Source organism: Streptomyces sp. H27-H1 (genome assembly GCF_026627445.1).
GTDB lineage: Bacteria > Actinomycetota > Actinomycetes > Streptomycetales > Streptomycetaceae > Streptomyces.
Map to the genome: position 1 here is coordinate 78,484 of NZ_JAPNLJ010000006.1, position 26,464 is coordinate 104,947.

Annotated in this window: 22 protein-coding genes, 4 tRNA genes and 2 pseudogenes; 18 read left to right on the forward strand and 10 right to left on the reverse strand. The window is 68.2% G+C overall.

The window, feature by feature from the left end; translation table 11 throughout:
- Positions 1-33 precede the first annotated feature (33 nt).
- From OTB20_RS08200 to OTB20_RS08210, 3 genes are all read right to left on the reverse strand, one after another.
- Positions 34-1,482 (reverse strand): GNAT family N-acetyltransferase, encoded by a 1,449-nt coding sequence (locus OTB20_RS08200; protein WP_267815954.1) that lies wholly within the window; start codon positions 1,480-1,482, stop codon positions 34-36.
- Positions 1,483-1,717: 235 nt separating this feature from the next.
- Positions 1,718-3,316: an alkaline phosphatase D family protein gene (locus OTB20_RS08205; protein WP_267815956.1), complete on the reverse strand. Its 1,599-nt coding sequence runs from the start codon at positions 3,314-3,316 to the stop codon at positions 1,718-1,720.
- Between the two features lie 138 nt (positions 3,317-3,454).
- Entirely contained in the window at positions 3,455-4,294 is an 840-nt protein-coding gene (locus tag OTB20_RS08210) for an alpha/beta fold hydrolase (protein WP_267815958.1), read from the reverse strand.
- Between the two features lie 374 nt (positions 4,295-4,668).
- On the opposite strand from OTB20_RS08210, the gene OTB20_RS08215 reads away from it, so the two are divergent.
- Entirely contained in the window at positions 4,669-5,427 is a 759-nt protein-coding gene (locus tag OTB20_RS08215) for a GntR family transcriptional regulator (RefSeq protein ID WP_267815960.1), read from the forward strand.
- 739 nt (positions 5,428-6,166) lie between these two features.
- Here the strand turns inward: OTB20_RS08215 and OTB20_RS08220 are convergent.
- From OTB20_RS08220 to OTB20_RS08230, 3 genes are all read right to left on the reverse strand, one after another.
- Positions 6,167-7,324 carry an ROK family transcriptional regulator gene (locus OTB20_RS08220; RefSeq protein WP_267815962.1) on the reverse strand — a complete coding sequence of 386 codons (1,158 nt, stop codon included), beginning with the start codon at positions 7,322-7,324 and terminating at the stop codon, positions 6,167-6,169.
- 112 nt (positions 7,325-7,436) lie between these two features.
- Positions 7,437-8,087, reverse strand: coding sequence for a response regulator (locus OTB20_RS08225; RefSeq protein ID WP_267815964.1), 651 nt, complete (start codon positions 8,085-8,087; stop codon positions 7,437-7,439).
- Positions 8,088-8,091: 4 nt separating this feature from the next.
- The gene (locus tag OTB20_RS08230; RefSeq protein ID WP_267815966.1) at positions 8,092-9,267 is read right to left on the reverse strand and encodes a sensor histidine kinase; all 1,176 of its coding nucleotides are present in this window, start codon (positions 9,265-9,267) and stop codon (positions 8,092-8,094) included.
- Between the two features lie 108 nt (positions 9,268-9,375).
- Here OTB20_RS08230 and OTB20_RS08235 point away from each other — a divergent pair, with 108 nt between their 5' ends.
- Both OTB20_RS08235 and OTB20_RS08240 read left to right on the forward strand, forming a co-directional pair.
- Positions 9,376-10,287 carry an ATP-binding cassette domain-containing protein gene (locus tag OTB20_RS08235; RefSeq protein WP_267815967.1) on the forward strand — a complete coding sequence of 304 codons (912 nt, stop codon included), beginning with the start codon at positions 9,376-9,378 and terminating at the stop codon, positions 10,285-10,287.
- A gap of 26 nt (positions 10,288-10,313) precedes the next feature.
- Positions 10,314-11,063, forward strand: coding sequence for an ABC transporter permease (locus OTB20_RS08240; protein WP_267815969.1), 750 nt, complete (start codon positions 10,314-10,316; stop codon positions 11,061-11,063).
- 29 nt (positions 11,064-11,092) lie between these two features.
- Here OTB20_RS08240 and OTB20_RS08245 read toward each other — a convergent pair.
- The 3 genes and pseudogenes from OTB20_RS08245 to OTB20_RS08255 form a co-directional block, all read right to left on the reverse strand.
- Positions 11,093-11,402: pseudogene (locus tag OTB20_RS08245) on the reverse strand (hypothetical protein).
- Between the two features lie 883 nt (positions 11,403-12,285).
- The gene (locus tag OTB20_RS08250) at positions 12,286-12,933 is read right to left on the reverse strand and encodes an HAD family hydrolase (RefSeq protein WP_267816314.1); all 648 of its coding nucleotides are present in this window, start codon (positions 12,931-12,933) and stop codon (positions 12,286-12,288) included.
- Positions 12,934-12,978: 45 nt separating this feature from the next.
- Positions 12,979-13,167, reverse strand: a pseudogene (locus OTB20_RS08255) (mismatch-specific DNA-glycosylase); the annotation flags it as partial.
- A 20-nt stretch (positions 13,168-13,187) separates the two neighbouring features.
- Here OTB20_RS08255 and OTB20_RS08260 point away from each other — a divergent pair.
- The 7 genes from OTB20_RS08260 to OTB20_RS08290 all read left to right on the forward strand — a co-directional run bounded on the left by OTB20_RS08260 (position 13,188) and on the right by OTB20_RS08290 (position 17,607).
- Positions 13,188-14,771 (forward strand): recombinase family protein, encoded by a 1,584-nt coding sequence (locus OTB20_RS08260; RefSeq protein WP_267815971.1) that lies wholly within the window; start codon positions 13,188-13,190, stop codon positions 14,769-14,771.
- A gap of 582 nt (positions 14,772-15,353) precedes the next feature.
- A tRNA-Met gene (locus OTB20_RS08265) sits at positions 15,354-15,426 on the forward strand.
- A gap of 342 nt (positions 15,427-15,768) precedes the next feature.
- Positions 15,769-15,841 (forward strand) — tRNA-Thr (locus OTB20_RS08270).
- Positions 15,842-15,843: 2 nt separating this feature from the next.
- Positions 15,844-15,932: transfer RNA gene (locus OTB20_RS08275), tRNA-Phe, on the forward strand.
- An 85-nt stretch (positions 15,933-16,017) separates the two neighbouring features.
- Positions 16,018-16,092, forward strand: a tRNA-Pro gene (locus OTB20_RS08280).
- A 54-nt stretch (positions 16,093-16,146) separates the two neighbouring features.
- Entirely contained in the window at positions 16,147-17,262 is a 1,116-nt protein-coding gene (locus OTB20_RS08285; RefSeq protein ID WP_267815973.1) for a hypothetical protein, read from the forward strand.
- Positions 17,263-17,283: 21 nt separating this feature from the next.
- A complete protein-coding gene (locus OTB20_RS08290) occupies positions 17,284-17,607 on the forward strand; it encodes a hypothetical protein (protein WP_267815974.1) in 324 nt (107 codons plus the stop codon).
- On the opposite strand, the gene OTB20_RS08295 is transcribed toward OTB20_RS08290, so the two are convergent.
- A complete protein-coding gene (locus OTB20_RS08295; protein ID WP_267815976.1) occupies positions 17,604-17,843 on the reverse strand; it encodes a hypothetical protein in 240 nt (79 codons plus the stop codon). The two genes, OTB20_RS08290 and OTB20_RS08295, sit on opposite strands and share 4 nt — an antisense overlap.
- Before the next feature lie 499 nt (positions 17,844-18,342).
- Here OTB20_RS08295 and OTB20_RS08300 point away from each other — a divergent pair, with 499 nt between their 5' ends.
- From OTB20_RS08300 to OTB20_RS08335, 8 genes are all read left to right on the forward strand, one after another.
- Entirely contained in the window at positions 18,343-18,600 is a 258-nt protein-coding gene (locus OTB20_RS08300) for a hypothetical protein (protein ID WP_267815978.1), read from the forward strand.
- 457 nt (positions 18,601-19,057) lie between these two features.
- Positions 19,058-19,462: a hypothetical protein gene (locus OTB20_RS08305; RefSeq protein WP_324290350.1), complete on the forward strand. Its 405-nt coding sequence runs from the start codon at positions 19,058-19,060 to the stop codon at positions 19,460-19,462.
- Between the two features lie 791 nt (positions 19,463-20,253).
- Entirely contained in the window at positions 20,254-21,891 is a 1,638-nt protein-coding gene (locus tag OTB20_RS08310; RefSeq protein WP_267815982.1) for a terminase large subunit, read from the forward strand.
- Between the two features lie 12 nt (positions 21,892-21,903).
- Complete coding sequence (locus tag OTB20_RS08315; protein WP_267815984.1) at positions 21,904-23,421, forward strand: phage portal protein; 1,518 nt, start codon at positions 21,904-21,906, stop codon at positions 23,419-23,421.
- Between the two features lie 130 nt (positions 23,422-23,551).
- Positions 23,552-24,211, forward strand: coding sequence for a hypothetical protein (locus OTB20_RS08320; RefSeq protein WP_267815986.1), 660 nt, complete (start codon positions 23,552-23,554; stop codon positions 24,209-24,211).
- 40 nt (positions 24,212-24,251) lie between these two features.
- On the forward strand, positions 24,252-24,887 hold the full coding sequence (locus OTB20_RS08325) for a hypothetical protein (RefSeq protein WP_267815987.1): 636 nt from the start codon (positions 24,252-24,254) through the stop codon (positions 24,885-24,887).
- A 21-nt stretch (positions 24,888-24,908) separates the two neighbouring features.
- Entirely contained in the window at positions 24,909-25,307 is a 399-nt protein-coding gene (locus OTB20_RS08330) for a head decoration protein (protein ID WP_267815989.1), read from the forward strand.
- A 13-nt stretch (positions 25,308-25,320) separates the two neighbouring features.
- Positions 25,321-26,337, forward strand: coding sequence for a major capsid protein (locus OTB20_RS08335; RefSeq protein ID WP_267815991.1), 1,017 nt, complete (start codon positions 25,321-25,323; stop codon positions 26,335-26,337).
- The last annotated feature ends 127 nt before the right edge of the window (positions 26,338-26,464 follow it).

Sequence of the window (26,464 nt, forward strand, 5' to 3'; positions counted from 1 at the left end):
GACCCGGTGGGCCTTCCCGGTCACGGCGCCGGCTCACTGCTGAGTACGGGGCAGGGTGCCGGATTCGCGCGGGAGCTCGTACGGCTGCCGGGCGATGACCGGGATCGCGTCCAGCCGGGCCGTGATCACGAGGGTGCCCTCCTCGATCTGGTAGTCGAGGGGGAGGCCGAGACCGCGCATCGCGGCGACCATGCCGGTGTTCGAGGCCTGGGTGACGGCGTACACGCTGTCGCATCCGGCCTCGACGGCCATCCCGATCAGCCGGCCGAGCAGCTCGGAGCCGATGCCGCGGCGCTGCCAGTCGTCCTCGATGAGCAGCGCCACCTCGGTCTCGTCGCCGTCCCAGAGCAGGTGTCCGAGGGCGACGAGCTTGCCGGAGGCGGTGGTCGCGGCGAGGGTGCGGCCGAAGCGCGGGCTCAGCAGGTGGCCGAGGTAGCGGTCGGCGTCGGCGACGGGGCCGTGGTAGCGCAGGCCGAGGGTGCGCTCCGAGCAGCGGTCGTGCATGGCGCGGGCCGAGTCCAGGTCGGAGCCGTCGGCGCGGCGGACGGTGATCTCGTTGCCCTCGGGCAGGGTCAGTACGTCCTGGCTGCGCGGGACCCGCGGCCCGAGCCGGGCGTCCAGCTCGACGAGCGCGCGGGCGCGGGCGAACTCGGACGGGGTGAAGGGCAGGTAGGGCCGCTCGATGGTGATCGCACCGCCGGACGGGTCGCGCAGCTTCATGACCGTGGCCTCCAGGACGCCTTCGACGGGCGCGTCGGCGCCGGCGTTGGGGCGCCCGGAGAGGGTGGTCGCCGGGATCGAGTGGATGGTGCAGCGGCCCAGCAGCTGGCGCAGCGCGAGCGGCAGCTCGGCGGCGTCCAGCGCGGTGCGGGTGGCCAGGCCCAGGACGCGGGTCGGGGTGTCGACCAGGTCGTGGGCGTCGGCGCGCTCGATCCAGGTGCTGTGGCCGCCGGCGCCGGCGATGGCCCGGGTGAGGTCGGCGGAGGGCAGCTGCTGCGGGGCGCGCAGCAGGAACTCGTCCACCGTGCCGCCCTCGGGGAGCGGGTGCGTCTGCAGGGTGAGGATGTCGACCCCGCTCCGGGCGAGGGCGGTGCAGAGCGCGGCGAGGCTGCCGGGCTCGTCGCGCACGGTCGTCCGCATCCGCCACAGGGCGGAGGTCAGCGCGGTGTCCGTACCGGAGGTGGAGGCCGTCTCCGTGATCGATTCCGTGCCCGTCCCCGTGGCCGTCCCCGTGGGCGCGGTGCCCGGGGGCGGCGGCGCATGGCTGTGGCGGCGCGCCCACCAGGTGTGGAACGCCGCGGTAACCAGGAGCGCGACGGCCGAGGCGACGAGCAGGACCGGGCCTCGAGGACCGTGCACCACGAGATTGGCGATGCTGTCGGCGACCGCGACGGCGCAGAAGAGGGCGGCGAGCTCGACGACGTCGCGGCGCCAGTGGTGGCGGTGGGGACGGTGGGCAGAGGTAGGAATACGCTCAGTCATGCAGACCACTGTGACGCAGGGGTGTTGCGTGATCACTAACGATCTGTGACCGGCTGGTTAAGGATCTATCTGGCCGATTTCGCCCTGTTTTCCGGCCGATTTCAGATTCCGGTCCGGGACCCCGGTTCCGGACCCCGGTTCCGGATCCCGGTTCCGGATCCCGCGATGTCGGATCCCACGGTGTCGGAGGTCCGCTGCCGTGTCGGCGGCGGCCGCCGGGCCCGCCGACCGCCCCCTACTGTCCCACCCGTCCGGGTTGCAGGGTCCGGGAGAACAGTACGCCGCCCCCCTGGCGGCGCAGCCGGACGGTGAGCTCGCCGCCGTCCCCGTCGATCTCCACCTCCCCGTAGTACGGGGGGTTCTCGGACGGGGACATGTTCGCGAAGGGCGCCGACTGGACGTAGGCCGTCTCCGGGCCGAAGGTGGCGTCCAGCCGGCCGGCGGGGAAACCGCCCGCACCCACGGGGCCGGAGACGAACTCCCAGAAGGGTGCGAAATCGGTGAACGCGGCCCGCTCGGGCGCGTAGTGGTTCGCGGCCGTGTAGTGGACGTCGGCGGTGAGCCAGAGGGTGCCGGTGATGCGCTGGTGCTTGATGTGGCGGAGCAGCTCGGCCATCTGCAGTTCGCGCCCGAGCGGCGCGCCGGGGTCTCCCTGGGCGACGGCCTCGAAGTCCGTGGCCCCGTCGGCCACCACGATGCCCAGCGGCATGTCGGCGGCGATGACCTTCCAGGTGGCGCGGGAGCGCGACAGCTCGCGCTTGATCCAGGTCAGCTGCTCGGGGCCGAGGATGCCGACGGGGTCGTCGGTCTGGCGGCCGGGGGAGTTCGCATCGCGGTAGGTGCGCATGTCGAGGACGAACACGTCGAGCAGCGGCCCGTAGCGGATCACCCGGTACATCCGGCCCTCGGCGCGGCCGCCGCGCAGGTCGGTGACGGGGAAGTACTCGCCGAAGGCCCGGCGGGCCCGGCCGGCGAGGGTGTCGACGTCCTTCACGGTGTAGCGGGGGTCGTCGAGGATCTGGCCGGGGTACCAGTTGTTGCGCACCTCGTGGTCGTCCCACTGGGCGAGGACCGGGACCTGTGCGTTGAACTCCCGCAGGTTGCGGTCGAGCAGGTTGTAGCGGAAGTTCCCCCGGTACTCGGTGAGGGTCTCGGCGACCTTCGCCTTCTCCTCGGTGGTCACGTTGCGCCAAAGGGTTCCGTCGCGCAGCGGTACGGAGGCCTGGATCGGCCCGTCGGCGTAGATGGTGTCCCCGCTGAAGAGGAAGAAGTCGGGGTCCCGCAGCCGCATTTCGTCGAAGACGCGGTAGCCGCCGAGCTCGGGGTTGATGCCCCATCCCTGGCCGGCGAGGTCCCCGGACCACAGGAAGCGCACGCCGCGGCGGCGGGAGGCGGGGGTGGTCCGGAAGGTGCCGTGGACCGGCTCGCCGGTGCGGCGCGGATCGTCGGGGTCGGCGAGGAGGACCCGGTAGTGGACCTGCTGTCCGGGCGGGAGTTCGCGCAGGGTGGTGGTGCCCGTGAAGTCGGTGTCCGCGCCGAGCAGTGGACCGCGGTGGCGGCGGACGGCGTAGCGGAACGATTCGCTGGGGGAGGTCTCGACGTACATCCGCGCGAGGCGGTCGGAACGCGTCCAGACGGTGGCCGAGTGGGCGGTGATCTCGCCGGACTGGACACCCCAGAAGGCGTTCGGGCGGCCCGATCGGGCAAAGGCGGGCGCGGCCGCGTGGGCGGACGTCGTCAAGGCGCCCGACAGGACGCTGGACAGGGCGAGGCCCACCGGAACGGCGAGGGAACCGCCGAGCAGGGTCCGTCGGGTGTGCGGCAGAGGTGCCATCGGTGCGTCTCCAGAGGCCGGCGGGGGACGGGCCGGACCAGTGTGCCGCCGCATACCGGCCGCACACCGGACCGTCCGCGTCGCGCAGGCGAACCATGCGTGAACACTGGTGCGCACGGATGAGGGACCGTCAACTCCTCATCGGGACAGCCTGGTTGTGTCCAGGATGACGCGGGCGACCAGCGCTGGGTCGTCGTTCATGGGGACGTGGCCGCAGCCGCTGAGCCTGACGAGGCGCGCGCCGGGGATGGTGTGCTTGGCGCGGACACCCTGGCGGCGCAGGAGCAGCCGGTCGCGACTGCCCCAGGCGATGGTGACCGGCAGGCCGGGCACATCCGCGGTGAACCGTACGGAACCACCCGCGGCCAGGGTCTGCTCGAAGCCGGTGGCCTCGCGCAGGGCGACGGTCTCGGCGACCACGGAGGCGGGCGAACGCCGCCCCGGGCGCGCGTAGATGCTGCCGGTGAGCGCCGTACGGCCGGCGGCGCTGCGGGCGAGGCGCTCCAGGGCGGAGTCGGGCAGCGCGGTGGCGCCGGCGCGCATCGCACGGAGCGCGGTGAAGGCGTAGCGGCGTTCGCCCTCCGACCAGAACCCGGCGGGGGAGAGGGCGGTGACCGAGCGGGCCAGACCGACGCGCCCCATCTCCAGGCCGAGCAGCCCGCCGAGGGAGTTGCCCGCGACGTGCGGCCGCTCGATGCCGAGTGCCGTGCAGAGCGCGCCCAGCGCGGGGGCGACGGTGTCGAGATCGTACGGAACGCCGTGGGGGAACGGCTCCGAGAGGCCGAAGCCGGGCAGGTCGACGGCGATCACGTCGTACTCGGCGGCCAGGATGTCGGCCACCGGGTGCCAGGCCTGGAGGTGGTGGCCGATGCCGTGCAGCAGCAGGAGCGGCTCACCCGCGCCCTTGCGCTCGTAGGCGGCGGTGATGGTGCGCGGGCCCAGGGGCGAGTCGATCGTGAAGGAGACCGTGGCGGTCATGCTGCTCCTCGTCGGGTCGGGCGGCTTCGGCGCCTGTGTGAGACGGATTGTCAGTAGTGTCTCGCGGCCGGTTACCGCCCGGTAGTCCCCGCGGCGGGCCTTCTCCCTCGCGCCATCTTTCGCGGCATCCTTCGAGGTGTCTTCCGTGGCACTTTCCGTGGCGCCTTCCACGGTGTCTTCCGTGGTGCGCGCGAACATCCCGTGAACAGCTTGATGCATATGCCCGATCTGCCCGGCAAAGGGATGAGCATTGGTCTTGACCAAGGGGATGCGCCGTCCTATCGTCGCAGGCATAGTGCAGGAACCTTTAATAAACAAAGGCGCGGAACTGCCGCTGGAACACGGCGAGTGCAGCGATTGCAGGAGGAGTCAGGGTGGGGACCACACAGCTCGAATCGGTGCCGGAGCCGAAGTACTGGCACCTCAAGACCGTCCTCAGTGAGGCGCTCGACCAGGACTTCGCCGTGGGCGAAGTCCTGCCGAACGAGCGTGACCTCGCCGCCCGCTTCGGTGTCGCCCGGGCGACCCTGCGCCAGGCCCTGGAGCAGCTGGAGCTCGAAGGCCGCCTCCAGCGCCGCCGCGGTGTCGGCACCACCGTCGCCCCGCCGCGCGTGGGCGTCGCCGTCGGCACCGCGCAGCACAGCTGGCCCGGCGAGAGCGTCGACGGGTGGGAGCCGGTGGACGCGGCGGAAGCCGTGGTGACCCCCGCCGTCCTCAAACTCCTCGGGACCGCCGCCGGTGAGCTGGTGGTCTCCGTCCGCCGGACCCGCGTCGAGCAGGGCCAGGTCCTCGCCGCCGAGCTGCTGTACGTGCCGGCCTCCTCGGTCCCGGGCCTCTCCGCCATCGACACCCCGGCCGGTCCGGCGCGCGCCCGCGCCGTCATGCGCGAGCTCCAGAAGCTCGTCCTCGACGGGCAGGACCGCTCGGTGGAGCTCGGCTCCGCCCGCGCCGACGACGCGAAGGAACTGGACCGTCTGCCCGGCGCCCCCGTCCTGCTGGTCACCACCCGCTACTTCACGGCGGCGGGTACGGCAGCCGTCTCGGTGGCCACCTACCGGGCGGACACCTGCCGCCTGACCTTCGGCGACTCGGGCGACGTGCAGATCACCCACGACACGCGCGTGGCGTCCTGACCCGCTGAAAGGGCCGCCGCCAAGCGGCGGCCCGTACGGCGGGGGCGGTGCGGTGGCGCGGCCAGGGCCTGCCCTTCGGGCCAGGACGGGCCTGTGGCGCCCGGCACCTCGCCTCACCTCGTTGTCGTCGGCTGCCGACGTTCCGCGGCGGCTTCTCCTCCGCCTTGCGATACGCCGCACAGACATCACGGGCTGAGCCAGCCGGATCTGAGGCCACTCCCTGGTACGGCGCGGGTGAGCATGGCCGCTTGCGTGCACGGCGGCGGCCGGGCTCCGGCCCCCGTTGCGGCGCGGATGATCAGGCCCACCCCGGCCCGCGCTGCGGCCGTCGGATCGCGACCCACCGTGCGGAAACCGGATCCTTCCTGCCCGCCGGACTGCCGTCGGCGTCCTCCCCGCGTGCCGTGTGGCGTCATCCTCCCGCGGCCTGCGGCGACCGTGTGCCGCATGCCCCTTCCGCCGTCTGCCCGCCGGGAGTGAGGCCGGCTTCCGTGGGGACGGGCGAACCTGCCGAGAAGGCGTCCGGCCGGGGTCCGCGGGCTCTCGCCGAGAATTCGTACAACTCTCGTCCCCGGGTCGGGCCGGATCCCCTGCCGCCCGCTGCCTTGACCGGGAAGGGGTGGGACCGGGCCCGCGCGTGGGTCCGTACCGCCGAGGAGGGGATCGGTGGCCTTCGGGTGAGCGGGTGCGCGTCCCGGAGGGACACCCGAGCCCGGGTGATCCGTACGCCGCGAGGGGATCAGCGACGCCGGGCGGTGACCGTCTTCTCCACCGCGAACAGCTCTTCCTCGACGTGGTCCAGTGCCAGCCGCAAGGCTCCCGTGGCCACCGCTGCCTCGCCCAGCAGGGACAGCGCCACCCGTGGCGGGCGCAGGCAGTACCGCTGCAGTTCCCGGCGCAGGGGATCCAGTACCCAGTCCAGCCCGGCCGCCCAGCCGCCGACCACCACCAGTTCCGGATCCATCGCCAGGACCAGCGCGGCCACGTCGTGGACCAGCCGTTGGATGAACCGGTCCACCGCGGCCACCGCCCGTACGTCGCCGCGCTTGGCCATCGCGAAGACTTCCGCCACCGCCCGCTCGTCCAGCGGGTGCAGCGGTTCGCCGGTCGTCGACAGCAGCTTCTCGGGCGTGACCTCGCGCCCCAGCAGGTGCAGTGCGCCGATCTCCCCGGCTGCCCCGCCGAACCCGCGGTGCAGACGTCCCCCGATCAGGGAGCCCGCACCGGGGCTGAGCCCGGCCATCACGAAGACCATGTCGTCGGTGTCGGTCGCGGCGCCCTTCCAGTGTTCGGCGACCGCTGCGGCGTTGGCGTCGTTCTCCACCTGTACCGGGCACCGGAACGAGCGCCTGAGGCGTTCCCCGAGCGGCAGCCCGGTCCAGCCGGGCAGGGCGGTGCCGAGCCGGACGGTGCCGTCGGCCTCTACGATTCCGGGGCTGCCCACGCCGACCGCCCGCAGGGAGTCCCGGGGTACGCCGGCCCGGCGCAGCAGGTCGGCCACGGCACCGCGGACCCGTTCGAGCCGCTCGTCGGCGGAGGCCGTCTCGGCGACCTCCTTGGTGCCGGCACCGATCACCCGGCCGTCCAGCCCGGACAGCAGCACCGCGATCCGGTGTGCGCCGATCTCCACACCGAGCAGGTGTCCCGCCTCCGCGCGGAAGCGGAACCGTCTGGCCGGGCGTCCCTGGCGCCGCGCACCCTCCTCCGCGCCCGCCTCGACGACCAGACCCGTTCCGATGAGCCCTTCGACGACCCCCTCGACGGTGGGCCGTGAGAGCCCGGTGATCCGGGTGAGGTCAGTGAGGGTCGGCGATTCGGCCGCGCGCAGTGCCCGTAGCACCACGGCGGAGTTGATCCGCCGCAGCAGTGAGGGGTCCCCGCCGGTCAGCTGCCCCAACGTGTGTCCTCCCAGCTAGCGAGCTTGTCACGCGGATCGTACTGCGCACCGGGTCCGGCGGCGAGAAGCGGCCCCCCATCGGCCGGAATCCGCCCTTCCCCTCGGGCGCCGGTCATGCGGGAGCGACGAACCCCGACTCGTACGCGGTGATGACGGCCTGGGTCCGGTCCCGTGCGCCCAGCTTCGCCAGGATCGCACTGACGTGGGACTTCACCGTCTCCGTGCCGACGATCAGCGCACGGGCGATTTCGATGTTGGTCAGCCCCTTCGCCACCAGCCGCAGCACGGCCTCTTCGCGCTCGGTCAGCGCCGCCCGCTTCAGTACCGTCCGAGCCTGCCGGTTGCCGTACTCGGCGGCCAGCGAGCGGACCGCCGCGGGGAAGAGCAGCGTCTCGCCCTCCGCCACCAGGCGGACCGCGTGCACGATCTCCGACGGGCGGGCCCGCTTCAGCAGGAACCCGTCCGCGCCGGCCCGCAGCGCCTGGTAGACGTACTCGTCGTTCTCGAAGGTGGTGACCACGAGGATCTTCGGTGGCGAGTCCACGCTCCGCAGGACCGCCCGGGTCGCCTCGATCCCGTCGAGCAGCGGCATCCGCACGTCCATCGCCACGACGTCGGGGCGCAGTTGCCGCACCAGCGGGACCACCGCGGCGCCGTCGGCTGCCTCGCCGACCACCTCGATGTCGGGCTGGGCGTCGAGGACGGCGCGCAGACCCGCGCGCACCAGGGGCTCGTCATCGACGAGCAGTACGGTAACCGGCATTCCGTCAGCGTATTCGCTCCAGCGGAAGCCGCGCGCGCACCCTCCAACCCCCCTTGTGCGGGCCGGTCTCGGCCTCCCCGCCGAGCAGCGCGGCCCGCTCCCGCATCCCGCGCAGTCCGCTCCCACTGCCCGCCATGACCGTGGGCCGGTCCGGCAGCGGATTGGTCACCTCCAGGTCGAGCCGGTCGGCGACCATGCCGATCCGTACCCGTACCGGCACGGGACCGCAGTGTCGCAGCACATTGGTGAGCGCCTCCTGAAGGATCCGGTACCCCTCTTGGCTGACGGGGCCGGGCAACTGTTCAAGCGGGCCGGTCAGTTGTGCGTCGACGGCGGCCCCGGAGGCGCGCGCCGACTCGAGCAGTCGGTCCGCCTCCGCCAGCGTCGGACGCTGGGAGGGCCGCTGGGCGGACTCCCGCAGGACGAGCAGTACCCGATCGAGTTCTTCCAGGGCGGCGCGGCCCGTCTCCTCGATGGCGGCCAGCGCGCGGTCGGTGAACTCGGGGTCGCCCGCGGCCCGCGCCGCCCCCGCCTGAACGACCGCCACGGTCAGCGCGTGGCCGATCGAGTCGTGCAGTTCGCGCGCGATCCGGGTGCGCTCCAGCAGTTGTTCGGTGCGCACCTCCAGAGCCGTGAGCCGTTCCGCCGCGGAGGGGCCCAGCAGCCGTCGTGCGATGGCGGTGACCATCCGGCCCAGCAGGATCACGATGACGAGCAGCAGGACCAACGGTACAGGGGCCAGCGTCCACGCGAGCCAGGCCGGGAAACCGGCGGGCACCAGGTTGTCCTGGGTGACCGTGTTGCCGAGCGCGGTCGTGACCAGTTGGACCGTCAGGACCGGGAGCCACACGCTGCAGAGCATCGTGCCGAACGAGAGGACGAGCCGTATCTCCAGCCACAGCAGCGTCCGCCAGCGGTCGCTCCACCGCTTGGAGGAGACAGTGCTGAAGCTGGGCCCCTCGGCTTCCCGGTCGTGCGGCGCGAGCAGGAACTGCGCCTGGAGCCCCTCGGCCAGCCGCATCCAGGGCAGGAGACCCAGCGGAACGACGAGGAGCAGCGGCATCCACGGTGCCGCGGGCTCTATGAACATCCACACGGCCAGCATCAGCACGGGCACGCACAGGTGCACCCAGCGTGAGTAGGTCACCGGTCGACGCGCGGCGCGGAGGAGTTGGTACATGGGCCCATCGTTGCAGCTCACGATGGTGTGCCGTCTCCCCCACGTGGGGGAGACGGCACCCTCGCATGGGGGAGGCGCACGGATGGGACCGACGGCGAATCTTGAGACATGAACAGCATCGAGATCCGAGAACTGACCAAGGAGTTCGGTCGCACCCGAGCGGTCGACCACCTCACCTTCGATGTCATGCCCGGCCGGGTCACCGGCTTCCTGGGGCCCAACGGCTCCGGCAAGTCCACCACGATGCGGCTGCTTTTGGGCCTGGACCGGATCGACTCCGGGACGGCCACCATCGGTGGCCGGCGGTTCACCGACCTGGCCGATCCCCTCCACCGGGTGGGAGCGCTCCTGGATGCGCAGTCGGCGCACGGCGGACGCACCGCCCGGGACCACCTGCGGTTCCTCGCCGCCGCCAACCGCATCTCGATGCGCCGGGTGGAAGAGGTTCTGGAGCAGTCCGGCATCGCCGCGGCGGCCAAGCGGCGGATCAGGACCTTCTCGCTGGGCATGCGCCAGCGCCTGGGCATAGCGGCCGCGTTGCTCGGGGACCCCGAGGTGCTGATGCTGGACGAGCCGACCAACGGCCTCGACCCCGAAGGCATCATCTGGATCCGCGAGCTCATGCGGGGCCTGGCCGCCGAGGGCCGCACGGTCCTCGTCTCCAGCCACCTGATGACCGAGACCGCCACCCTCGCCGACCACTTGGTCGTACTCGGGCAGGGCAAGCTGCTGGCCGACAGCTCGACGGAGGACTTCATCGACGCGCGCAGCACCCCGAGGGTGCGGCTGCGCACCACCGATCCGATACGGCTGCGGGCGGCCCTCGCCCGGGACGGCTTCGAGCTCGTCGAGGCCGACGGCGGGCGCTGGAGCGTCGACGGCATGCAGGCCGAGCAGCTCGGCGCCATGGCCGCCCGCGAAAGCATCCCGATGCTGGAGCTGGTCGACGAGAGGGCCTCGCTGGAACAGGCCTACCTCGAACTCACGGCAGGCCACACCCAGTTCACCGCCACCCACTGACATCACTCTTCCAAGGAGGCTTCGCCATGAGCACCGCTCTGCCCACAGTCCCCGTCCTGCACTCGGAATGGATCAAGATACGATCCCTGCGCGGCACCTTCGGGGCGCTGATAGCCATCTTCGTCGCCACCGCGGGCATCCAGACCCTGACAGCCGCGCTGATCGGTGACGCGGAAGTCGGGAGCATGGGGGACGATCCGCTCCTCGCGGCCTTCTACGGGCTCAACTTCGGGCAGATAGCGGCCTTCGCGTTCGGCGCGACCGCACTGTCGGCCGAGTTCCACAACGGCGCCCTGCGCACGTCACTGACCGCAGTGCCGAACCGCGCCCGGTTCTACCTGTCGAAGATGGCCATGCTGGCCGGCCTCGCCTTCGTGGTCGGCCAGCTCACCGGACTGGCCACCTTCGTCGGCGGACAGCGGTTCATGGGGGCCTACACCCTGGAACTGGGCGGCCCGGAAACCTACCGTGCCATCTTCGGCTGCGGGGCCTACCTCATGTTCATGACCCTGATGGCGGCCGGGATGACGGCGATACTGCGAAGCTCGGCGGCGGTCCTGAGCCTGCTCATACCCTTCACTCTCATCGTGTCCTTCATCATCGGCGCGAAGGCCAGTGACATCGCCCAGTATCTGCCGGACCGCGCGGGACAGATGATGATGCGCGCCGAGTCACCGGACGCCCTGGGACCCTGGACGGGCCTCGGAGTCCTGGCCGTGTGGGCACTGGCCGCGGTGCTCGGCGGCTGGCTGTCGGTACGGCGGCGCGACGCCTAGCCAGGGCGTGTCCGGAAGCTGCTGTTGATCTAGACGGGCCGTCCGGGGAAGTCGCGGGCGGCCATCCAGATCGTGAGGTCGCGGGCGATCTGGTCGGTGCTGGTCTCGGTGTGGACGTTGTGTTCGCGGCGGGTGGTGTCGCGGCGGACGACCTCGTAGCCGCCTTTGTCCAGGACTGTGACGGAGGTGAACCAGGCCGGGTCGGAGTCGTCGGGCTGGATGACGACGAAGGTGTTGTCCGAGTCGTTGATCGTCGATCAGTATGAGCAGAGCGTCTTCGGACGGGTCCTCGATGGCATCGCCGCTCTCGCTCTCGGCCCGGCAGTACGCGGCCCTCATTGCACTGCCTTTCATGCTCCACTGATCTGATCGCTGCCAGAACGACATGTGGGACCGACACGTCCAGGCAGGTCACAGCAAGTTGCGCACCGGGGCTATGCGGACGGTTGCCTCGGAGCGGGCCGTGAGCGCGCCGAACCGCATGGCCACCGCCCGGTTCGGACTCAGAGGGCGGGTCGAAGGGCTTCGGATGGAGGGACTGCCCCGACCGTTCTCGTGCGGGACAACCTGAGCGTGCACCTGGTCCCAGAACTGTGGGAGTTCTTCGAGGGCAACGGCTGCTTTGTGGGCACCGGCCCCACCTTGCGAGTGTGATGGTCAGAAGGTGCCGAAGAAGCGATGCCACCAGCTGGGCTGCTGGACGAAAGGAGGCATCCGGCTTTGCCCCTCGTAGATCGGTCTCCAACAGTTCCTCGGGAACCACCGCGTAGCCGAGTTCGGCCAACGCTCGATTGACCTTGGCGAGATCGGCGCCGTCCAGTGCGCCCTCAGCCTGGGCGTCCTGTGTCCCGAAGAAGGCCCCTGGGTTGTCGGTACAGACCAGCGCCAGTGATCCGAACTTGCCACACGGACGACGGTCCGGGTTCCGCAAACGGTTGCGTCCGCGGGCACGACGGCGCGTCCGTACTCGCTGGAGTCCTGAGTGTCCTGCCCAAACGGGCGGCGAGCTGCGAAGTCACCTTCGAGCCGGGTCACCAAACCGCCGAACAAGGCCGCTGCCTCAACACGGTCGTAGTGCTGCGGCCACTCAACGGCCACTCAAGCCACTTCGGATCATCCAGCTTGCGCAGCACCGTCAGCGGATCCGCTTGGCCCTCGGTCATGCACTCATCTTGACGCGACAGCCCTACGCGTATGTGCGCGGGGTGCCAACCCCGGGTCGTCACCCGGTGAGTAGGGCGGGGAGGTCGCGCATGTCGTGGAAGACGACGGTCCCGGGGCCCCGGAGCTGCTCGGCGGCGGTCAGGCCGCCGGCGTAGCCGAAGGCCCGCATACCGGCGGCGCGGGCTGCCTGGACGCCGGGACGGCTGTCCTCCACGACCGCGCAGGCGGCGGGGTCCACGCCCATCCGCCGTGCCGCGTAGAGGAAGAGATCCGGGGCCGGTTTGCCGCGGGAGACCTCGGTGGCGCTGTGGATGCGGCCTGCGAAGCGTTCGTAGAGACCGGTGCGGCCGAGGGTGTGCCGCATCTTTTCGTGCGAGCCGCTGGAAGCGACGCAGGTGGGGATCGTGATCACGTCGAGTGCCTCGGGAAGGCCGCAGACGGGAGACAGCCCGGAGTCCACCGCCTCTCGGTGGAGCTCTTCGAACCGGTCCCACCAGAGGGCGGCCGCCTCGGCACCGAGCCGTTCGGTGATCTGCTCGCGGATGGAGACGGAGGAGCGCCCGATGAACCGGTCGATCACCTCGGCCTCGGTGAGAGGCCAGCCGAACTCCGCTCCCAGGGCGACCTGCACGCGGGCGGCTATCCGTTCGCTGTCGACGAGAACCCCGTCGCAGTCGAATATCACGAGTTCAACCGGCTTGATGATCATCCCCGGAGCATAAGGTGATCTTCGAGCTCTGGGCGCGGGTGTTTACGGACCGGTGGCGGCCGGGTCGCCGGACTCGGCGGTCGTGCGGAGGCGGGCGTACTCCTGGGCCATCGAGGCCGCGGTCCAGTGGGCGTTGAGGCCGCTGGGGTTGGGGAGGGCCCAGATGCGGGTGGCGCCGATGGTGCGGTCCTGCGGGCCGATCTGGGCCTTCCGCTCGCCGAACGGTTGCCGGAGTAACTAGCATGTGATGCATGGACAACCCCAGGGCTGTGCCACCACAGCGAACGCGCGCCACTCTTCGCGCTGTTGGAGCTATCCGACTAAGCAAGTTCACGGATGCATCGACGTCGCCAGAAGTCCAAGAGGAGATGATCACTAACACCTGCGACCGCATCGGCGGAACGTTCGTTGGATGGGCCCGGGACACCGACGTGTCGGCCCTCAAAACCACTCCGTGGGAGCGCGCTGAATTGGCGCCCTGGCTGAACTCCCCGGAACTGTGGGATGTCATGATCTGGCAGCGCCTTGACCGTGCAGTGCGGTCCATGGCGGATATGGCGGACCTAGGACGCTTCGCCAAGCAGCACAAGAAGCGCCTCATTTTCTCCGCCGGCCCCGGCGGGGACATGCTTGAACTCGACTTCAGTTCGTCCATGAGTGAGCTGATCCTGCTCATCCTTGCCTTCGCCGCGCAGCTCGAAGGGCAGACAATCATGGAGCGAAATCAGGGTGCCGCCGCGCACCTGCGTTCCATTGGGCGATATTCCGGCGGCACCATTCCGTATGGCTATCACCTCGTTCGAAAGGTGTTCAGCGACGGGCGGGAGGGGTGGTGGCTCGGACTGCACGAGGAGACGGCCGCTATCCGTAGGGCGGCTATCGCTCGCACTATCGCGGGACACGGGGCCACTCGGGTTCTGCGATGGCTTGTTGAGTCAGAGGCTATTACCCCGAAAAACCATCAAGCCAGGCTCGTCACACCTCCCCGCGAGCACGACGACGGAGACACGTGGAGGCTGAACACGGTGTACGACATGCTTCGCTCGCCCATCGTCCGCGGTTACCAGGTTCGTCGCGACGGATCCATGACACGGACCACCGACGGCTCACCCGTCATCCATGCGGAGCCAATGATCGACGACGAAACGTGGTATCAGCTCGAAAGCGCGCTGAAGGAACTTGCGGTCCCTAGCGCCCACCCTCGTCGAAAGGACGGGCACGAGCTGCTAGGCGTGATCGTCTGCGGCACCTGTGAGCGCAACATGTACGGCGCGTGGAACAGCTTCAGTGGCGTGCGCAAGGGAACATTCCGCTGCCACGGGGGACTGCATGAGAAGGACCAGCCGGCAAGCAGCATCCTTCGGACAGTGGCGCTTGAGTACGTGGATGAACAGTTCGTCGACCAGTTCGGGCCGTTCCGCCGTACGCAGGTCATCCGAACTGCGGGGGTCGACCACACGGCGGAGATCAACGAGCTGGAGGATGATCTCCAAGAGCTCTCGGGCCGACTCGTGCGGCTACGCGGCGCCGCTGCCGACGTTGTGGAGCAGCAGATTCAGGGAATCTCCGACCGGCTCGGTCCGCTGAAAGAGCGGCCAGTAGTCCCGTCGCGGGAACAAACCGTAGAGCTTGACACTACGTGGGGAGAGGCGTGGCAGCAGACGGACGACTGGGCTGTGCGTCGTCGGATGCTCAACGATCTAGGCGTGAAGGTGAAGGTCATGCCGGGCAACCGATGGACGCCGCGGGACGACCGCCTGTCGTTCGCCGCCGGCACGCACGTGGACCCGGAGCAAGACGCGCTCGACGACATCGCACAACAGGAGTCGTTCTAGATAACGACTAGGTAACGGTGTGGGGCGCGTCGGGAGCCATCTCGGCGCGCTCTTCCGCCTCCGCCCTTCGTCGGTTCGACACGCCTCGTCGCCCGCATCCTCGTCCCGCCGGATCCCCGAACGGATGGTCGGGCGCGGAGAGTTACAAATTGAGCTACGTCGTCACGTACGGCTACGGAAAGTGCTGTTCTAGTGCCGAAAGTGGCAAACAAACTGTCATTTCTATTTCTACTAACACGCGTTAAGGAGAAAGGAGAAAAGGGGGTAGGTAGCGCACTACGCACACCGGCCCGCGCGGGGGAGGATGAGCAAGATCAACAACGTCTGACATGCACCCCATAACAGTAGTAGAGGGAAGATCGGCGACCGTCGCGACTGGCGGACGGTCCACTTCCCTCGGACGGCCGGCGCCGCTCCTGCGCTCCCCGCACTCTCCTCCGGGTCGACGCGCGGTTGAGCGGCGTTGGCCTGTCCCAAGAGACTTCCGCTCCGTGTGAGTCCTCGTATGCGTCGGGGCGGGAGGAGCGAGACGAGCGAGACGAGGGAGCGACAATGCTTCGGCGTATGCCCGCCCTCGTTGATGGTCCTGTAGCTCAGCCGGTAGAGCGCCGCCATCATAGGGCGGACGGCGGAGGTTCGAAGCCTTCCGGGACCACGCACGACGGCTCACCCGCCCTCTGGGGCCACTGAGCCGCCCAGCAAGAGCCCCAGAGCGATCCCTGTAGCCCCTCGGGGCCGGTCACATCGCTGGGGCGCAGGACGCGTTATGCCTCCGGTTCGAGTCCGGTCGGGAGCGCAAGGAAGGGCCGACACGGGGGACAGGATCCGTGTCGGCCCTCGGAGCACACACGCGCCAACGTGGGGTCTTGGGCTGCAACCCTTGACCCGGGCTCTCCGGCGGCGGAAGTCACTACGCCGCTTCCGATGTGTCCATCATCTCGGCCCCGACGGCCGTGGAGCAAGCAACCGCGTCTTCCTTGGACAGGAATGGACGAACGCCCCCGTAGCTCAGCTGGAAGAGCGGCGCTCTCGTAAAGCGCGGGTCGCGGGTTCGAATCCTGCCGGGGGCTCTGCACGTCGTGCGGTGTGAGGCAGTACACGCGCGCCGAAGAACGTCATCCGGCGGTGGAATCGCGGGTTCGAATCCCGCCGCGACGTGCAATACCCGGGCCTCGCGGTCCGGACGAGGGCGCGTGACCGCTACGGGGTCAGGTAGCTGCTCCGGTTCGATCCCGGGCGCGCCTCACGGGACGTAGCGCAGAGGTAGCGCACCCGGTTTGGGACCGGGAGGCCGCAGGTTCGAACCCTGCCGTCCCGACCACAGGCACCACCTATACAGGGGCGCCGGTCGTCCCACGACGACGAGGAACCCAAGATGACGACGACCTACGAACTACGCCCAGAAGACTTCGGCGCAACGCCGGGGGCAGACGCGACCGAACCCTTCCGCAGACTTTTCGCGGAGGTCGACCGGCGACTGAAGCCCGACGCTGGCGGAAGCGTCCCCGTCTCGACGGTGACCGTGCTTCTCACGGGTGTCTACCGGGTCTCCGGCACGATCATGCGAGACGCTCCCGGACGTGCGCAGGGCCTTACGGTCCGCGGCATCGGGAAGCGCTCCAGCGAGATCGTCATGACCGGCGCTGAGCCGCTCCTCGTGAACGATGACCGATGGATGGGCGTGCGCTGGTATGACGTCAGCTTCCGCTCGACGAACCCCGCGGCCTCGTTCCTATACAGCTCGTCCACGGGCGGCGCTCAGGATTGGGCCTTCACGAACTGCGAGTGGCGCGGAGCCTGGCGCTACGGCATCGGCCTTGACGGCCCCATTGCGTCGAACTGCAACTCCGAGTGGACGTTCACTGGCTGCCACGTGAACGGCTCTTACGACGTTGCGTTCCTCTGGAGCGGGATGACGCCGGCCAACGCCGCACAGGATCAGTTCCTCAACTTCAGCTTCCGTGACAGCAAGATCGAATACGACTCGGGCGACTTCCTTCGCTTCGACAAGGGCGGATTCATCACGGTCGACGGTGGCAGCTTCATCATCAAGGGCAAGCGTCCCGACGGTGGCGTGAGCCGCTTCTTCCACCTCCCGACCGCCGGTCACTACGACTCTGTGCAGCACCTGAACGTTCGCGGTGTGCGCTTCGAGCTGCGGAATGCGGTGTCTCAGGTGATCAAGAGCCTGTGGGGAGGACACATCGTCTTCGACGGATGCTCGGACACCGCACTCGGATTCCAGCCTCACAGCCCCGGTCTCGTGGCTCACGAGTACACGAACCCGGTCGGCGTCAGCTACCGGAGCTGCGATCTTGTCGGTAAGCACGCGTACCACCTGACGGCGCCCAATGCGCGTCAGCGGGTCGTCTACGACGGCTGTACCCGCAAGAACAACCGGACGCGCGAGGCCTTCCTTGCCGTCGACGGAACGAAGAGCCTGACCGCGCCCGCCATCGTCCACGTGAACGACGGGGACGGCATCAAGTAACCCCGAATCCCTGGAGTCCACATGGCCCGCACCCTGGTTCCCGTGCTCACTGCCGCCCGCACCGGTGTGGCGTTTACGTCCACGACTGGCGACGCGACCAACAACCACTACGTGGTCAACAGCGGGAGCGTGGTGATCATTGTCGAGAACGCGGGCGCATCCGCCCGCATCGTGACCTTCCTTGTGGCGCGGAAGGTGGACGGGCTGTCCGTCACTCCCCGGACGAAGTCGCTTCCGGCCGGCGCCAAGGAAATCTTCGGGCCCTTCGACCCTCAGGAGTACGGCGGGAAGCTCCTAGTCGACGTAGCCCACGCGGACCTGAAGCTCACGGCCATTGCGATCTAAGAGCGGCTGAAGACCAAGTTGGCGTGCCGGCTCAGCCCGGCTCCCTCGAACTGCGTTGAGGTCAGCGTCCATCCGATTGCCGTGACGTCCTGGATTGCCTGCGCAAGATCCTGATCCCCCTTCGTGGGGCTTGGGTGGAACTTGCGGATGAACACCGTGTCGCCGCGCTTGAACGCCTCACCTGCCGCCTCAGCGATAGGGAGCGCGCCAGCCCGCCTCAGGAACCTTTTCAGCATGCGCTGAGCGTACGACAGCCACTCTGGCCCCGTCCTCCATTCGGAGACGGGGCTTTTGCATGCCCGTTTGGAGGCGACGTCATGGCGTGGGAAGGAAGTACGCGCAGGCAGAGACTCCCCAAGGACTGGCCACGCATACGGCGCCGCATCATCCGGCGTGACGGCGGGGTCTGTGTGGCCCGCTACAGCGACGGCCGACGGTGCGAGCTGCCTGGCACGGACGTGGACCACATAGCCCCCGGAGATGACCACAGGGACGAGAACCTACAGCTCCTGTGTCCATGGCACCACGGCCACAAGAGCGGCTCAGAGGGTGGCACTGCAGCGGCCCTCGTGAGGGTGCGCATACACAGGCCCCGCTCTACACACCCCGCATTGGAGGACTGACTATGGCGGTGCTACGGCGCATGCGTGCGTGGCGGTGTGGTGGAGGCGGTATGCCTGTGTGGGTAGCCGAGCCTGGCTCTGTGGCGGTGCACATAGGCGCGCAGGAGCGGCCATGAGCGGCTCTCACGTGGTGCTGACGGAGGAGCAAGACACGGGTGAAGACGGCGTTCTGGTCACGCACGTGAGCGTGAACGGTGTGGACGTCGGACGGATGGCCTGCGTACCGCGCGTGCGCGTGGCCGGCAAGGGCGAAGGCAAGATCACTACGGTGACGCTGACCCTGATTCCGAGTCGCCTGGAGATCCGCGGCGAGCTGGCTGACGGTGATCGTCGGGAGCCTCGCGCCGGCTTCGCTGCGAAGATCGGCTAGCCATGATCGGTACCAGGGGGTAACCCCCAAACCGATCATGTGGAGACCGTATAGATGCTGGTCTTCCCGTTCTGTACGGGTCTGGGGGATGCCGCTAAGGCGCCCACAGGGGCCCGCTGGAGCCCCGAACGGGGGCCGGCTGGACTGCTTTGACCTCCGAAATGGGAGGTGGGCGCGTGGCGCTCCGGCCCTGATGGCTAATGAATCAGTGCAGGTCAGTAGCTTAAAAGCGTTCGCGGCCGGTAGAATGGACCCCATGAAGACGACGCCCCGGACGTGCAAACACTGCGCCGCACCGCTACCGATGATGGCTCGTCAGCACGCACGCTTCTGCAACACGCGATGCCGTTCAAAGGCCCACCGGGCCGCGAAGAGCGACCCCACGCCCCACGAGCTGAAGATCCGCGACAGGTGGATTCGACGTTCCGCAACGAAGGTCCCCCTGACGGTCGCCGGCATGGCTGCCTCGTCGACGGACCCGCGGACGTGGAGCACGCACACAGACGCAGCCGCTTCGACGGTCGGCGTCGGTCTGGGCTTCGTCCTGAGCGACGTCGACAACATCGCGTGCATCGACCTCGACCACTGCTTGAACCCGCTCACGGGCCGCCTGGCGCCGTGGGCCGCAGCCATCGTGCGCGACGCGGGCACCACCTACGTAGAGGTGTCCCCGTCTGGCGACGGCTTGCACATCTGGGGCCGCGCGAACGTCCGACAGGGGCGCCGCATCCGACGCCCCGACGGTACGGCCGTAGAGATTTACGGGACCGGCCGCTACATCGCAATGACGGGCCGCCGACATGGCTCTAGCCCGTCCATCCTCGCGGACCTCTCCGCGCTGGTTTCCAAGCTGACGCAGTAGCCCCCGGCATGGGCGGCGCTGCCGTTCTATCCGGGAGGTACCGATGCCAATTGTGCTTGTGGTGCACGCTGCTGACGCTCAACTTGTGGACGTGGTCAAGGCGGCGTGCGACTTCGTCCGGTCGGCACACCCCGACGTGGACGCATCGCAGTGGCGCGCTCGTCGTCCCGAGCCGCAGACCATTCTTCAGGCGGACGACGTGTACGACTTGCTTGGGTACACGGTGTTTGAGTGGGGGGACGCCTGATGGGCGGACACGGACCAGCCCCGAAGGACCCAGCACGACGCCGCAGGCGCAACGCCGCGGACCCCGAGACTGTAATCACCCCTGACGAGGAACTCCGCGGCCCGGAGCTTCCGGCCGGCGTACTGGGCGTCGACGAGGCAACGGGGGAGGATCTTCCCTGGCACTCCATGACTCAGCTGTGGTGGGACTCCTGGCGCAGCAGCGCGCAGGCACAGACGTTCGTGATGACTGACTGGCTCTTCTTGATCGATACCGCACTCATGCACCACACGATGTGGGCTAAGGGGCGATGGGAGTTCGCTTCTGAAGTACGCCTCAGAGCTGCCAAGTTCGGCGCTACGCCGGAGGACAGGGCCCGTCTAAAGATGAAGGTAGACGACCCCTCGAACGGCCCGCAGAGGCCCGTACAGAGCCCCGGGAACGTATCCGACATCAACAGCCGTAGGGCTCGACTCACAGGTTAGGAGACCGCGTGCCGCGCGCTATCGTGCGCGCCCCCGGTCATGACCGCTCCCGCTCGCTCGGGTGGATGGCAGTCGCGTGGATGGAATACTTCGTCGTACACGGTCCTGGCGATGTCCAGGGAGAGCCGGTACGGCACGGTGACGAATACACAGGCTTCGTCGTGGACTGCTACGCGGTCGATGGCGACGAGGGCCGGTTGCTCTACGACTCGGCATTCTTCAGTCGCCCAAAGGGCTGCGACAAGTCTGGACTTGGCGCCCGCCTAGGGCTTTTTGAAGCTTTCGGCCCCGCTCGGTTCAACGGCTGGGCAGAGGGCGGAGAGGTCTACCGGGATCCCTGGGGGCTTGGCTTCGAGTACGTCTACGAGGCCGGCGAGCCGATGGGCCGCCCGGTAAAAGTCCCTTACCTCCGAATCATGGCGACGGAGGAAGGCCAGACCGGCAACGTCTACGACACCATCCACTTCAACTTGACCGACGAGGCGTCGCCTCTGTCCCGAGTCCCCAACGTCGATGTTGGGTTGACCCGAATCATCCTCCCTGACGGCGGAGAGATCATGCCGTCAACCGCCTCGTCCTCATCGAAGGACGGCGGCAAGGAAACGTGGGTCTGCTTCGACGAGACCCACCTCTACAACACTCCGGAACTTCGGCGCATGTACGCCACCGTCACGCGAAACCTCCGCAAGAGGAAGCGTGGGGCGCAGACGTGGTACCTCGAAACGACCACGATGTTCGCCCCGGGGCAGGACTCTGTGGCGGAGCGCACGTACGAGGAAGCGGAAGCCATCTCCAGCGGCCGTAAGAAGCGTGGTCGCGCGCGCCTCATGTATGACCACCGATACGGCGAGTGCAAGGACCTGAAGAACGAGGACGAGCTGCGAGCCGCCCTCATGGACGCCTACGGCGACGCCATGGAGTGGATGGATCTCGAATCCCTCGTTGACGACTTCTACGACCTCCGCAACGACTCGAACGACGGCAAGCGGTACTTCCTGAACTCCCGCACGATGTCCTCTGACGCGTGGATGGACCCTGATGCTTGGGGACTCTGCCGGCGCGCAGAAGAGATAGCCGCGGGGGACCTGATCACTCTCGGCTTCGACGGCTCCATTCGTGACGACGCCACAGCCCTGACGGCCTGTCGTGTGTCCGACGGTCACCTGATGCTCCTTGGGTGCTGGGAGAAGCCGGAAGGACCGGAAGGCGACGGCTGGCAGGTCGATCGCGAGAGCGTTGATAACGCCGTGAACCGGGCCTTCGACCGCTTCGAGGTCTGCGGCTTTTACGCCGACCCGCCGCACTGGCAGGACTACGTAGACCGCTGGACCGCGGAGCACGGCGAGCCGCTCCAGGTGCGCGCGACACAGGCCCGCCCGCTGGAGTGGTGGACCAACCGACCAACGGCCATGGAGTCGGCCCTAGACCGGTTCATGGAAGCGGTCGACGACAAGGCGCTCTCGCACGCAGAGACGCTGGATCAAGACGACGAGAGCAAATATCTGCGGCTCGGAGTCACGCTCTCCCGCCACGTAAAGAACGCGCGGCGTCGGCCGATGGGGCGCAATCACATGGGCATCGGCAAGGAACACGCGAAGTCGCCCAAGAAGATCGACGCCGCCATGTCCGCCGTGCTCGCTTACGAGTGCCGCGCTGACGCCGTTGCCGCAGGAATTACGAAGCGCAAGAAGCGCTCATCCAAACTCGTCGCCTTCTGAGGGGGATCGTAAGTGCCTATCGATGCATCGCAGGTTGAATCTCCCGGATGGTGGCTTCAGCGTCTGGGGAAGCAGCTTCTCGACGAACGCGAAGACAGCTCAGACCATGAAGGAGAAGTCACCCCCGGGCTAGACACCCTTCGTAACTACGCGGAGGGGAGGCCACCCCTTCCGCACGTTCCTGGCGTCGATCCTCGTGAAGTCGCAGCATGGATGCGTGACGCGCGTACCAACTGGACGAGCTTGGTCATCGACTCCCCGACGGAGCGCATGGGCGTCGACGGCTTCCGCTTTGGCAAAGCCAAGGGCAGCAAGTCAGCCAAGACGGCCGACGAGGACGCTAACCGCATCTGGCAAGAGAACAGCATGGACGCGGATTCCGACCTCGTCCACTACGGCGCCCTCTCGCAGAGGCGCGCGTTCGTCCTCGTGGAAGAGGGCGACGACGGGCGTCCAGTCCTGACGCATGAGACTCCCCGGCAGGTGGCCGTGGAGCATGCGCAGGGAAACCGGCGCAAACTGGCGGCTGGACTGAAGCTCTGGCGTGACGACTGGACCGGGCAGACACGCGCAACGCTCTGGACACCTACGCAGGTGTTCGAGTTCACCACGAAGACCGACGCCCCGGTGTTCGGTGGCCGAGCTGCGGCGCTGCGCGGCTGGGATGCCTTCGCAACGCCGACGGCGTCTGACGGTAAGCGCCCGAACGTCCTTGGCGCCGTGCCCCTCGTGCCGTTCATCAACCGTCGCAGCCGGCGGCCGGAGGGATTCGCGGAGCACGAAGATGTACTCACGATCCAGAACCGCATCAACCTATCGCTGATCAACCTCATAGCCGCCATGAAGTACGGCGCCTTCCGCCAGCGGTACGCCGCCGGCCTGGAGGTCGACGAGGACCCGATCACGGGCAAGGCCATCCAGCCGTTTCAGCTCGACATCCGCAAGTTGTGGACCACGGCGAACCCAGAAGTCAAGTTCGGTGAGTTCGACGCGACTGACCTGCGCCCGTACATCGCGGCCGTTGAGTCCGCCGTTCAAGATCTTGCGGCTATCAGCCGCACGCCACCTCACTACCTGCTTGGCCAGGTCGTCAACGTCTCTGGTGATGCGCTGAAGGCCGCTGAGACTGGACTCGTCTCGAAGGTGCGCGACAGGCAGCGCAACTTTGGCGAATCCTGGGAAACGGTCATGCGCCTGGCCTTCAAGGTCTTGGGCGACGAACAACGCGCGACGGCGTACGACGCTGAGACCGTCTGGCGTGACCCCGAGTCTCGGAGCATCTCTGAACTGGCCGACGCGGCAGTCAAGAAGGCATCGGCCGGCGTCCCGTGGCGCCAGCGCATGGAGGATATGGGCTACACCCCAGCCGAGATTGCGCGCATGGAGATTGACCGTGCCGCCGACGCTCTGAACGCGACGCCCGCGGAGGACCCGCAGCCCGCATCCCTTCAGGCAGCCCGCGACAAGCGGCAGCAGCAGAACCAGCCGGACCCCCGGACGGTGATCGGGCGTGACGCTAACGCGGCTTGACCGTCAGTACGGGACGGCTGTCCGCGGCGTGTGGACGACGACCCTCGGTCGTGTGTCCCGATCGTGGACTGATCTTGGCTCGTGGCGTGGGGAGGACGTAGCCCGTTTCCAGCGGACTGCCCTCCCCATCATGCTCGCCGGACAGCGTCAGATCGCGTCACTGACAACGACCTACCTGGAGCGGCTGTACCGAGAGATCACCGACGAGGCGCATCGTGCGGAGCTGGACTTCGAGCGGGTGACCGGCCGCGCGCTCCGCGGCGTGGATCCGTCCGACGTGTATGAGCGCCCCTTCAAGGACGTATGGCGTGCACTGTCCGACGGTGAGCCCCTAGACGTGGCCCTGGAGCGCGGGGCGCATCGACTGGAGACGATCGCCAAGACAGATCTCCAGCTCGCCCGCACGCACACCGTGCGCGAGGTTGGCGACGACATGCCGCGCTTCACCTACACGGTTCGCGAGCTACAGGGAGAGTACGACTGCGCGCTCTGCATGATCGCGTCCACGCAGCGGTACCGAAAGCGGGACCTGGCGCCGATCCATCCGGGCTGTGACTGCCTCGTAAAGCTGGTGACGGCCGACGAGGACCCCGGCCAGATCATCGACGAGGAACGGCTAGAGGCGATCCACGACGCAGTTGAAGCGGCCCTCGGGACCTTCGACCGCGGAGGCCGCGCCGTCGACTACCGCAAGATCATCATTGCCCGCGAGCACGGAGAGATTGGCCCCGTACTCGGCTACCGGGGCCAACGCTTCACCGGCCCTGACGACATACACCTTCCGACCTGACGCCCGCCATGGGCCGACGACTCCCGACAGGGGACACCGCATGACTCGACGCACCCTCGCGCGTACGAACCTTCTTACCTTCGCTGCGCAGCCGTGGAACCTCTACGCGGACGACCCGAACGCCGGCGGTGGCGGTGCTGGCGCTACGACGGTGAACGAGCACGGGTACCCAGACAACACGCCTACCGCCGACATGACGTCAGAGCATCAGGTGGCGTACTGGCGCCATCACGCGCGCAAGCACGAGGCACGTGCAAACGCCGCCCCGGACTCGACCGAGCTGGAGCGACTCCGCGCGGCTGATTCGGAGCTGAAGACGCGCCAGGCTGCTGACCTCTCCGACACAGAGCGGCTCCAGAAGGAGCGGGACGACGCGCTTGCACTCGCGGCCTCCAACGCCGCGTCAGCCGCTACGGCTACCGCGGAGCTGCTGCGTACGAGGGTGGCCACTGAGAAGGGTCTTACCGCCACGCAGGCTGAGCGTCTCCGGGGCACTACGGCGGAGGAGCTGGCAGCGGACGCAGACGCACTGATTGCCGCATTCCCTGCTGCGCCGCAGGGCACCCCACCGCCCTCGCCTCGTGCTGGCGGACCGCGTGGCGGCGACGTGGGTGGAAGCACCCGCTCGACAGAAGCGGGCGCTGAGCTGTACCGCCAGCGTCACGCCAAGAACTGACCAACCCTCACAGGAGGATTCATGAATCTCGGTCTCATCACTGAGAGCTTCTCTCAGGACAAGCGCGATTGGCTCCAGGGCGAGCACGGCACGGACATTGCTCCGTCGGTGACGCTCGACGTCACGAAGTTCACGTCCGGCACTCACTACCCCGACGGCTACATCAAGAGCGGTATTCCGCTCGGCAAGGTCACTGCGGGTGGCAAGTACGGCCCCTACGACGACGCTGCGGTCGATGGCCGGCAGACCTGCGTGGGCTTTCTCTTCACGAGTGTGGAGGTTGTCACGCGACGGGGTGCCGTTCTCTCGTCTGCTGTGGCTTCGATGCTCGTCCATTGCGCGATTCGGGAAGCCAAGCTCCCCATCGCCGTCGACGCCGCAGGCAAGGTCGATCTGGCCTCCCGCGTCATCTTCGTCTGAGAGGTACTGACACATGCAGCTTATTGACGAGTTCGCGACTCCCGCAGAGCTCACCGGGTACGCGCGAGCGGCCCTTGCCGACCGCCCGGAGAACGAGCAGAACCTTGACCGGTGGCTCCCCAATCGGACGATCAACGATCTGTCCTACCGCTTCACGCGTGGCGGAGGTGGCCTGACTGAGGCCGCTGTCTTCCGTGCCTACGACGCGTCGTCTGACGTCGGAACGCGGCCCGGTGGCGCACGAGTGAGCGGCGAACTGCCGCCTATTTCGCGGAAGATCCCCGTTGGCGAGTACGAGCGCATTCGGCGTCGGAACGTCGACACGCAGAGCGCTGAGATCCGTGACGCCATGCTGGACGACGGCGTTCGTCTGGCTCGGCAGATTGAAGCCCGACTCGAACTTGCGCGAGGTGAGGCGCTCTTCTCCGGCGCGGTGAACCTGAACGAGAACGGTGTTCAGGCGTCGGTCGACTTCGGCCGCAACGCCGCGCACAACGTGACGGCGTCGACTCCATGGAGCACCTTCGCCACGGCAGACGCGTACGGCGACCTGTCGGCCTGGCTCGACATCTACAACAACACGAACGGCCGGCTGCCGGCGTACACGCTGATGTCGCGCACCGCCTACAACTGGCTGCGCCGCAACACCGGTCTGACGAAGCTTGCCAACACGCAGAACCCGCCTACTGTCCTGACGCGTGACGGGCTGAACACGGTCCTTGGTGACTACGACATCCCGCCTGTGCTCATCTACGACGCTCAGGTGTCGGTGGCGGGCGTGGCCACCCGAGTGACTCCTGTGGACAAGATCCTGTTCCTGCCGGAGTTCGGTGACGCCGTCGGCCAGACCCTTTGGGGTGTGCCGGTGGAGGCCGACGACCCGCGGTACGGGCTGAGCGGGGATGCTGCTGGCGTTGCTGTCGGTGGCTACAAGTCGGAGGATCCGCAGACTGTGTGGACCCGCGCCGTCGCCATCGCGCTTCCCGTGGTTGCGGCCCCGGACCTGACTTTCCAGGCTGACGTTCTCTAATCCGAAAAGCGAGGCACGCACGCATGGCACGTCTAGCTACGTACGTCCACGTGAGGGACGACACGGGTCTGAGCTTCACCTTTGGCCCCGCCGACGAGGTTCCTGCGTGGGCCGCGTCGAAGATCAT

Coding starts and splice junctions, on each gene's coding strand:
- OTB20_RS08200 (WP_267815954.1), bottom strand. CDS start 1,482: ATGACTGAGCGTATTCCTACCTCTGCCCACCGTCCCCACCGCCACCAC.
- OTB20_RS08205 (WP_267815956.1), bottom strand. CDS start 3,316: ATGGCACCTCTGCCGCACACCCGACGGACCCTGCTCGGCGGTTCCCTC.
- OTB20_RS08210 (WP_267815958.1), bottom strand. CDS start 4,294: ATGACCGCCACGGTCTCCTTCACGATCGACTCGCCCCTGGGCCCGCGC.
- OTB20_RS08225 (WP_267815964.1), bottom strand. CDS start 8,087: ATGCCGGTTACCGTACTGCTCGTCGATGACGAGCCCCTGGTGCGCGCG.
- OTB20_RS08230 (WP_267815966.1), bottom strand. CDS start 9,267: ATGTACCAACTCCTCCGCGCCGCGCGTCGACCGGTGACCTACTCACGC.
- OTB20_RS08235 (WP_267815967.1), top strand. CDS start 9,376: ATGAACAGCATCGAGATCCGAGAACTGACCAAGGAGTTCGGTCGCACC.
- OTB20_RS08240 (WP_267815969.1), top strand. CDS start 10,314: ATGAGCACCGCTCTGCCCACAGTCCCCGTCCTGCACTCGGAATGGATC.
- OTB20_RS08260 (WP_267815971.1), top strand. CDS start 13,188: ATGGACAACCCCAGGGCTGTGCCACCACAGCGAACGCGCGCCACTCTT.
- OTB20_RS08285 (WP_267815973.1), top strand. CDS start 16,147: ATGACGACGACCTACGAACTACGCCCAGAAGACTTCGGCGCAACGCCG.
- OTB20_RS08290 (WP_267815974.1), top strand. CDS start 17,284: ATGGCCCGCACCCTGGTTCCCGTGCTCACTGCCGCCCGCACCGGTGTG.
- OTB20_RS08295 (WP_267815976.1), bottom strand. CDS start 17,843: ATGCTGAAAAGGTTCCTGAGGCGGGCTGGCGCGCTCCCTATCGCTGAG.
- OTB20_RS08300 (WP_267815978.1), top strand. CDS start 18,343: ATGAGCGGCTCTCACGTGGTGCTGACGGAGGAGCAAGACACGGGTGAA.
- OTB20_RS08305 (WP_324290350.1), top strand. CDS start 19,058: ATGGCTGCCTCGTCGACGGACCCGCGGACGTGGAGCACGCACACAGAC.
- OTB20_RS08310 (WP_267815982.1), top strand. CDS start 20,254: ATGGAATACTTCGTCGTACACGGTCCTGGCGATGTCCAGGGAGAGCCG.
- OTB20_RS08320 (WP_267815986.1), top strand. CDS start 23,552: ATGCTCGCCGGACAGCGTCAGATCGCGTCACTGACAACGACCTACCTG.
- OTB20_RS08325 (WP_267815987.1), top strand. CDS start 24,252: ATGACTCGACGCACCCTCGCGCGTACGAACCTTCTTACCTTCGCTGCG.
- OTB20_RS08330 (WP_267815989.1), top strand. CDS start 24,909: ATGAATCTCGGTCTCATCACTGAGAGCTTCTCTCAGGACAAGCGCGAT.
- OTB20_RS08335 (WP_267815991.1), top strand. CDS start 25,321: ATGCAGCTTATTGACGAGTTCGCGACTCCCGCAGAGCTCACCGGGTAC.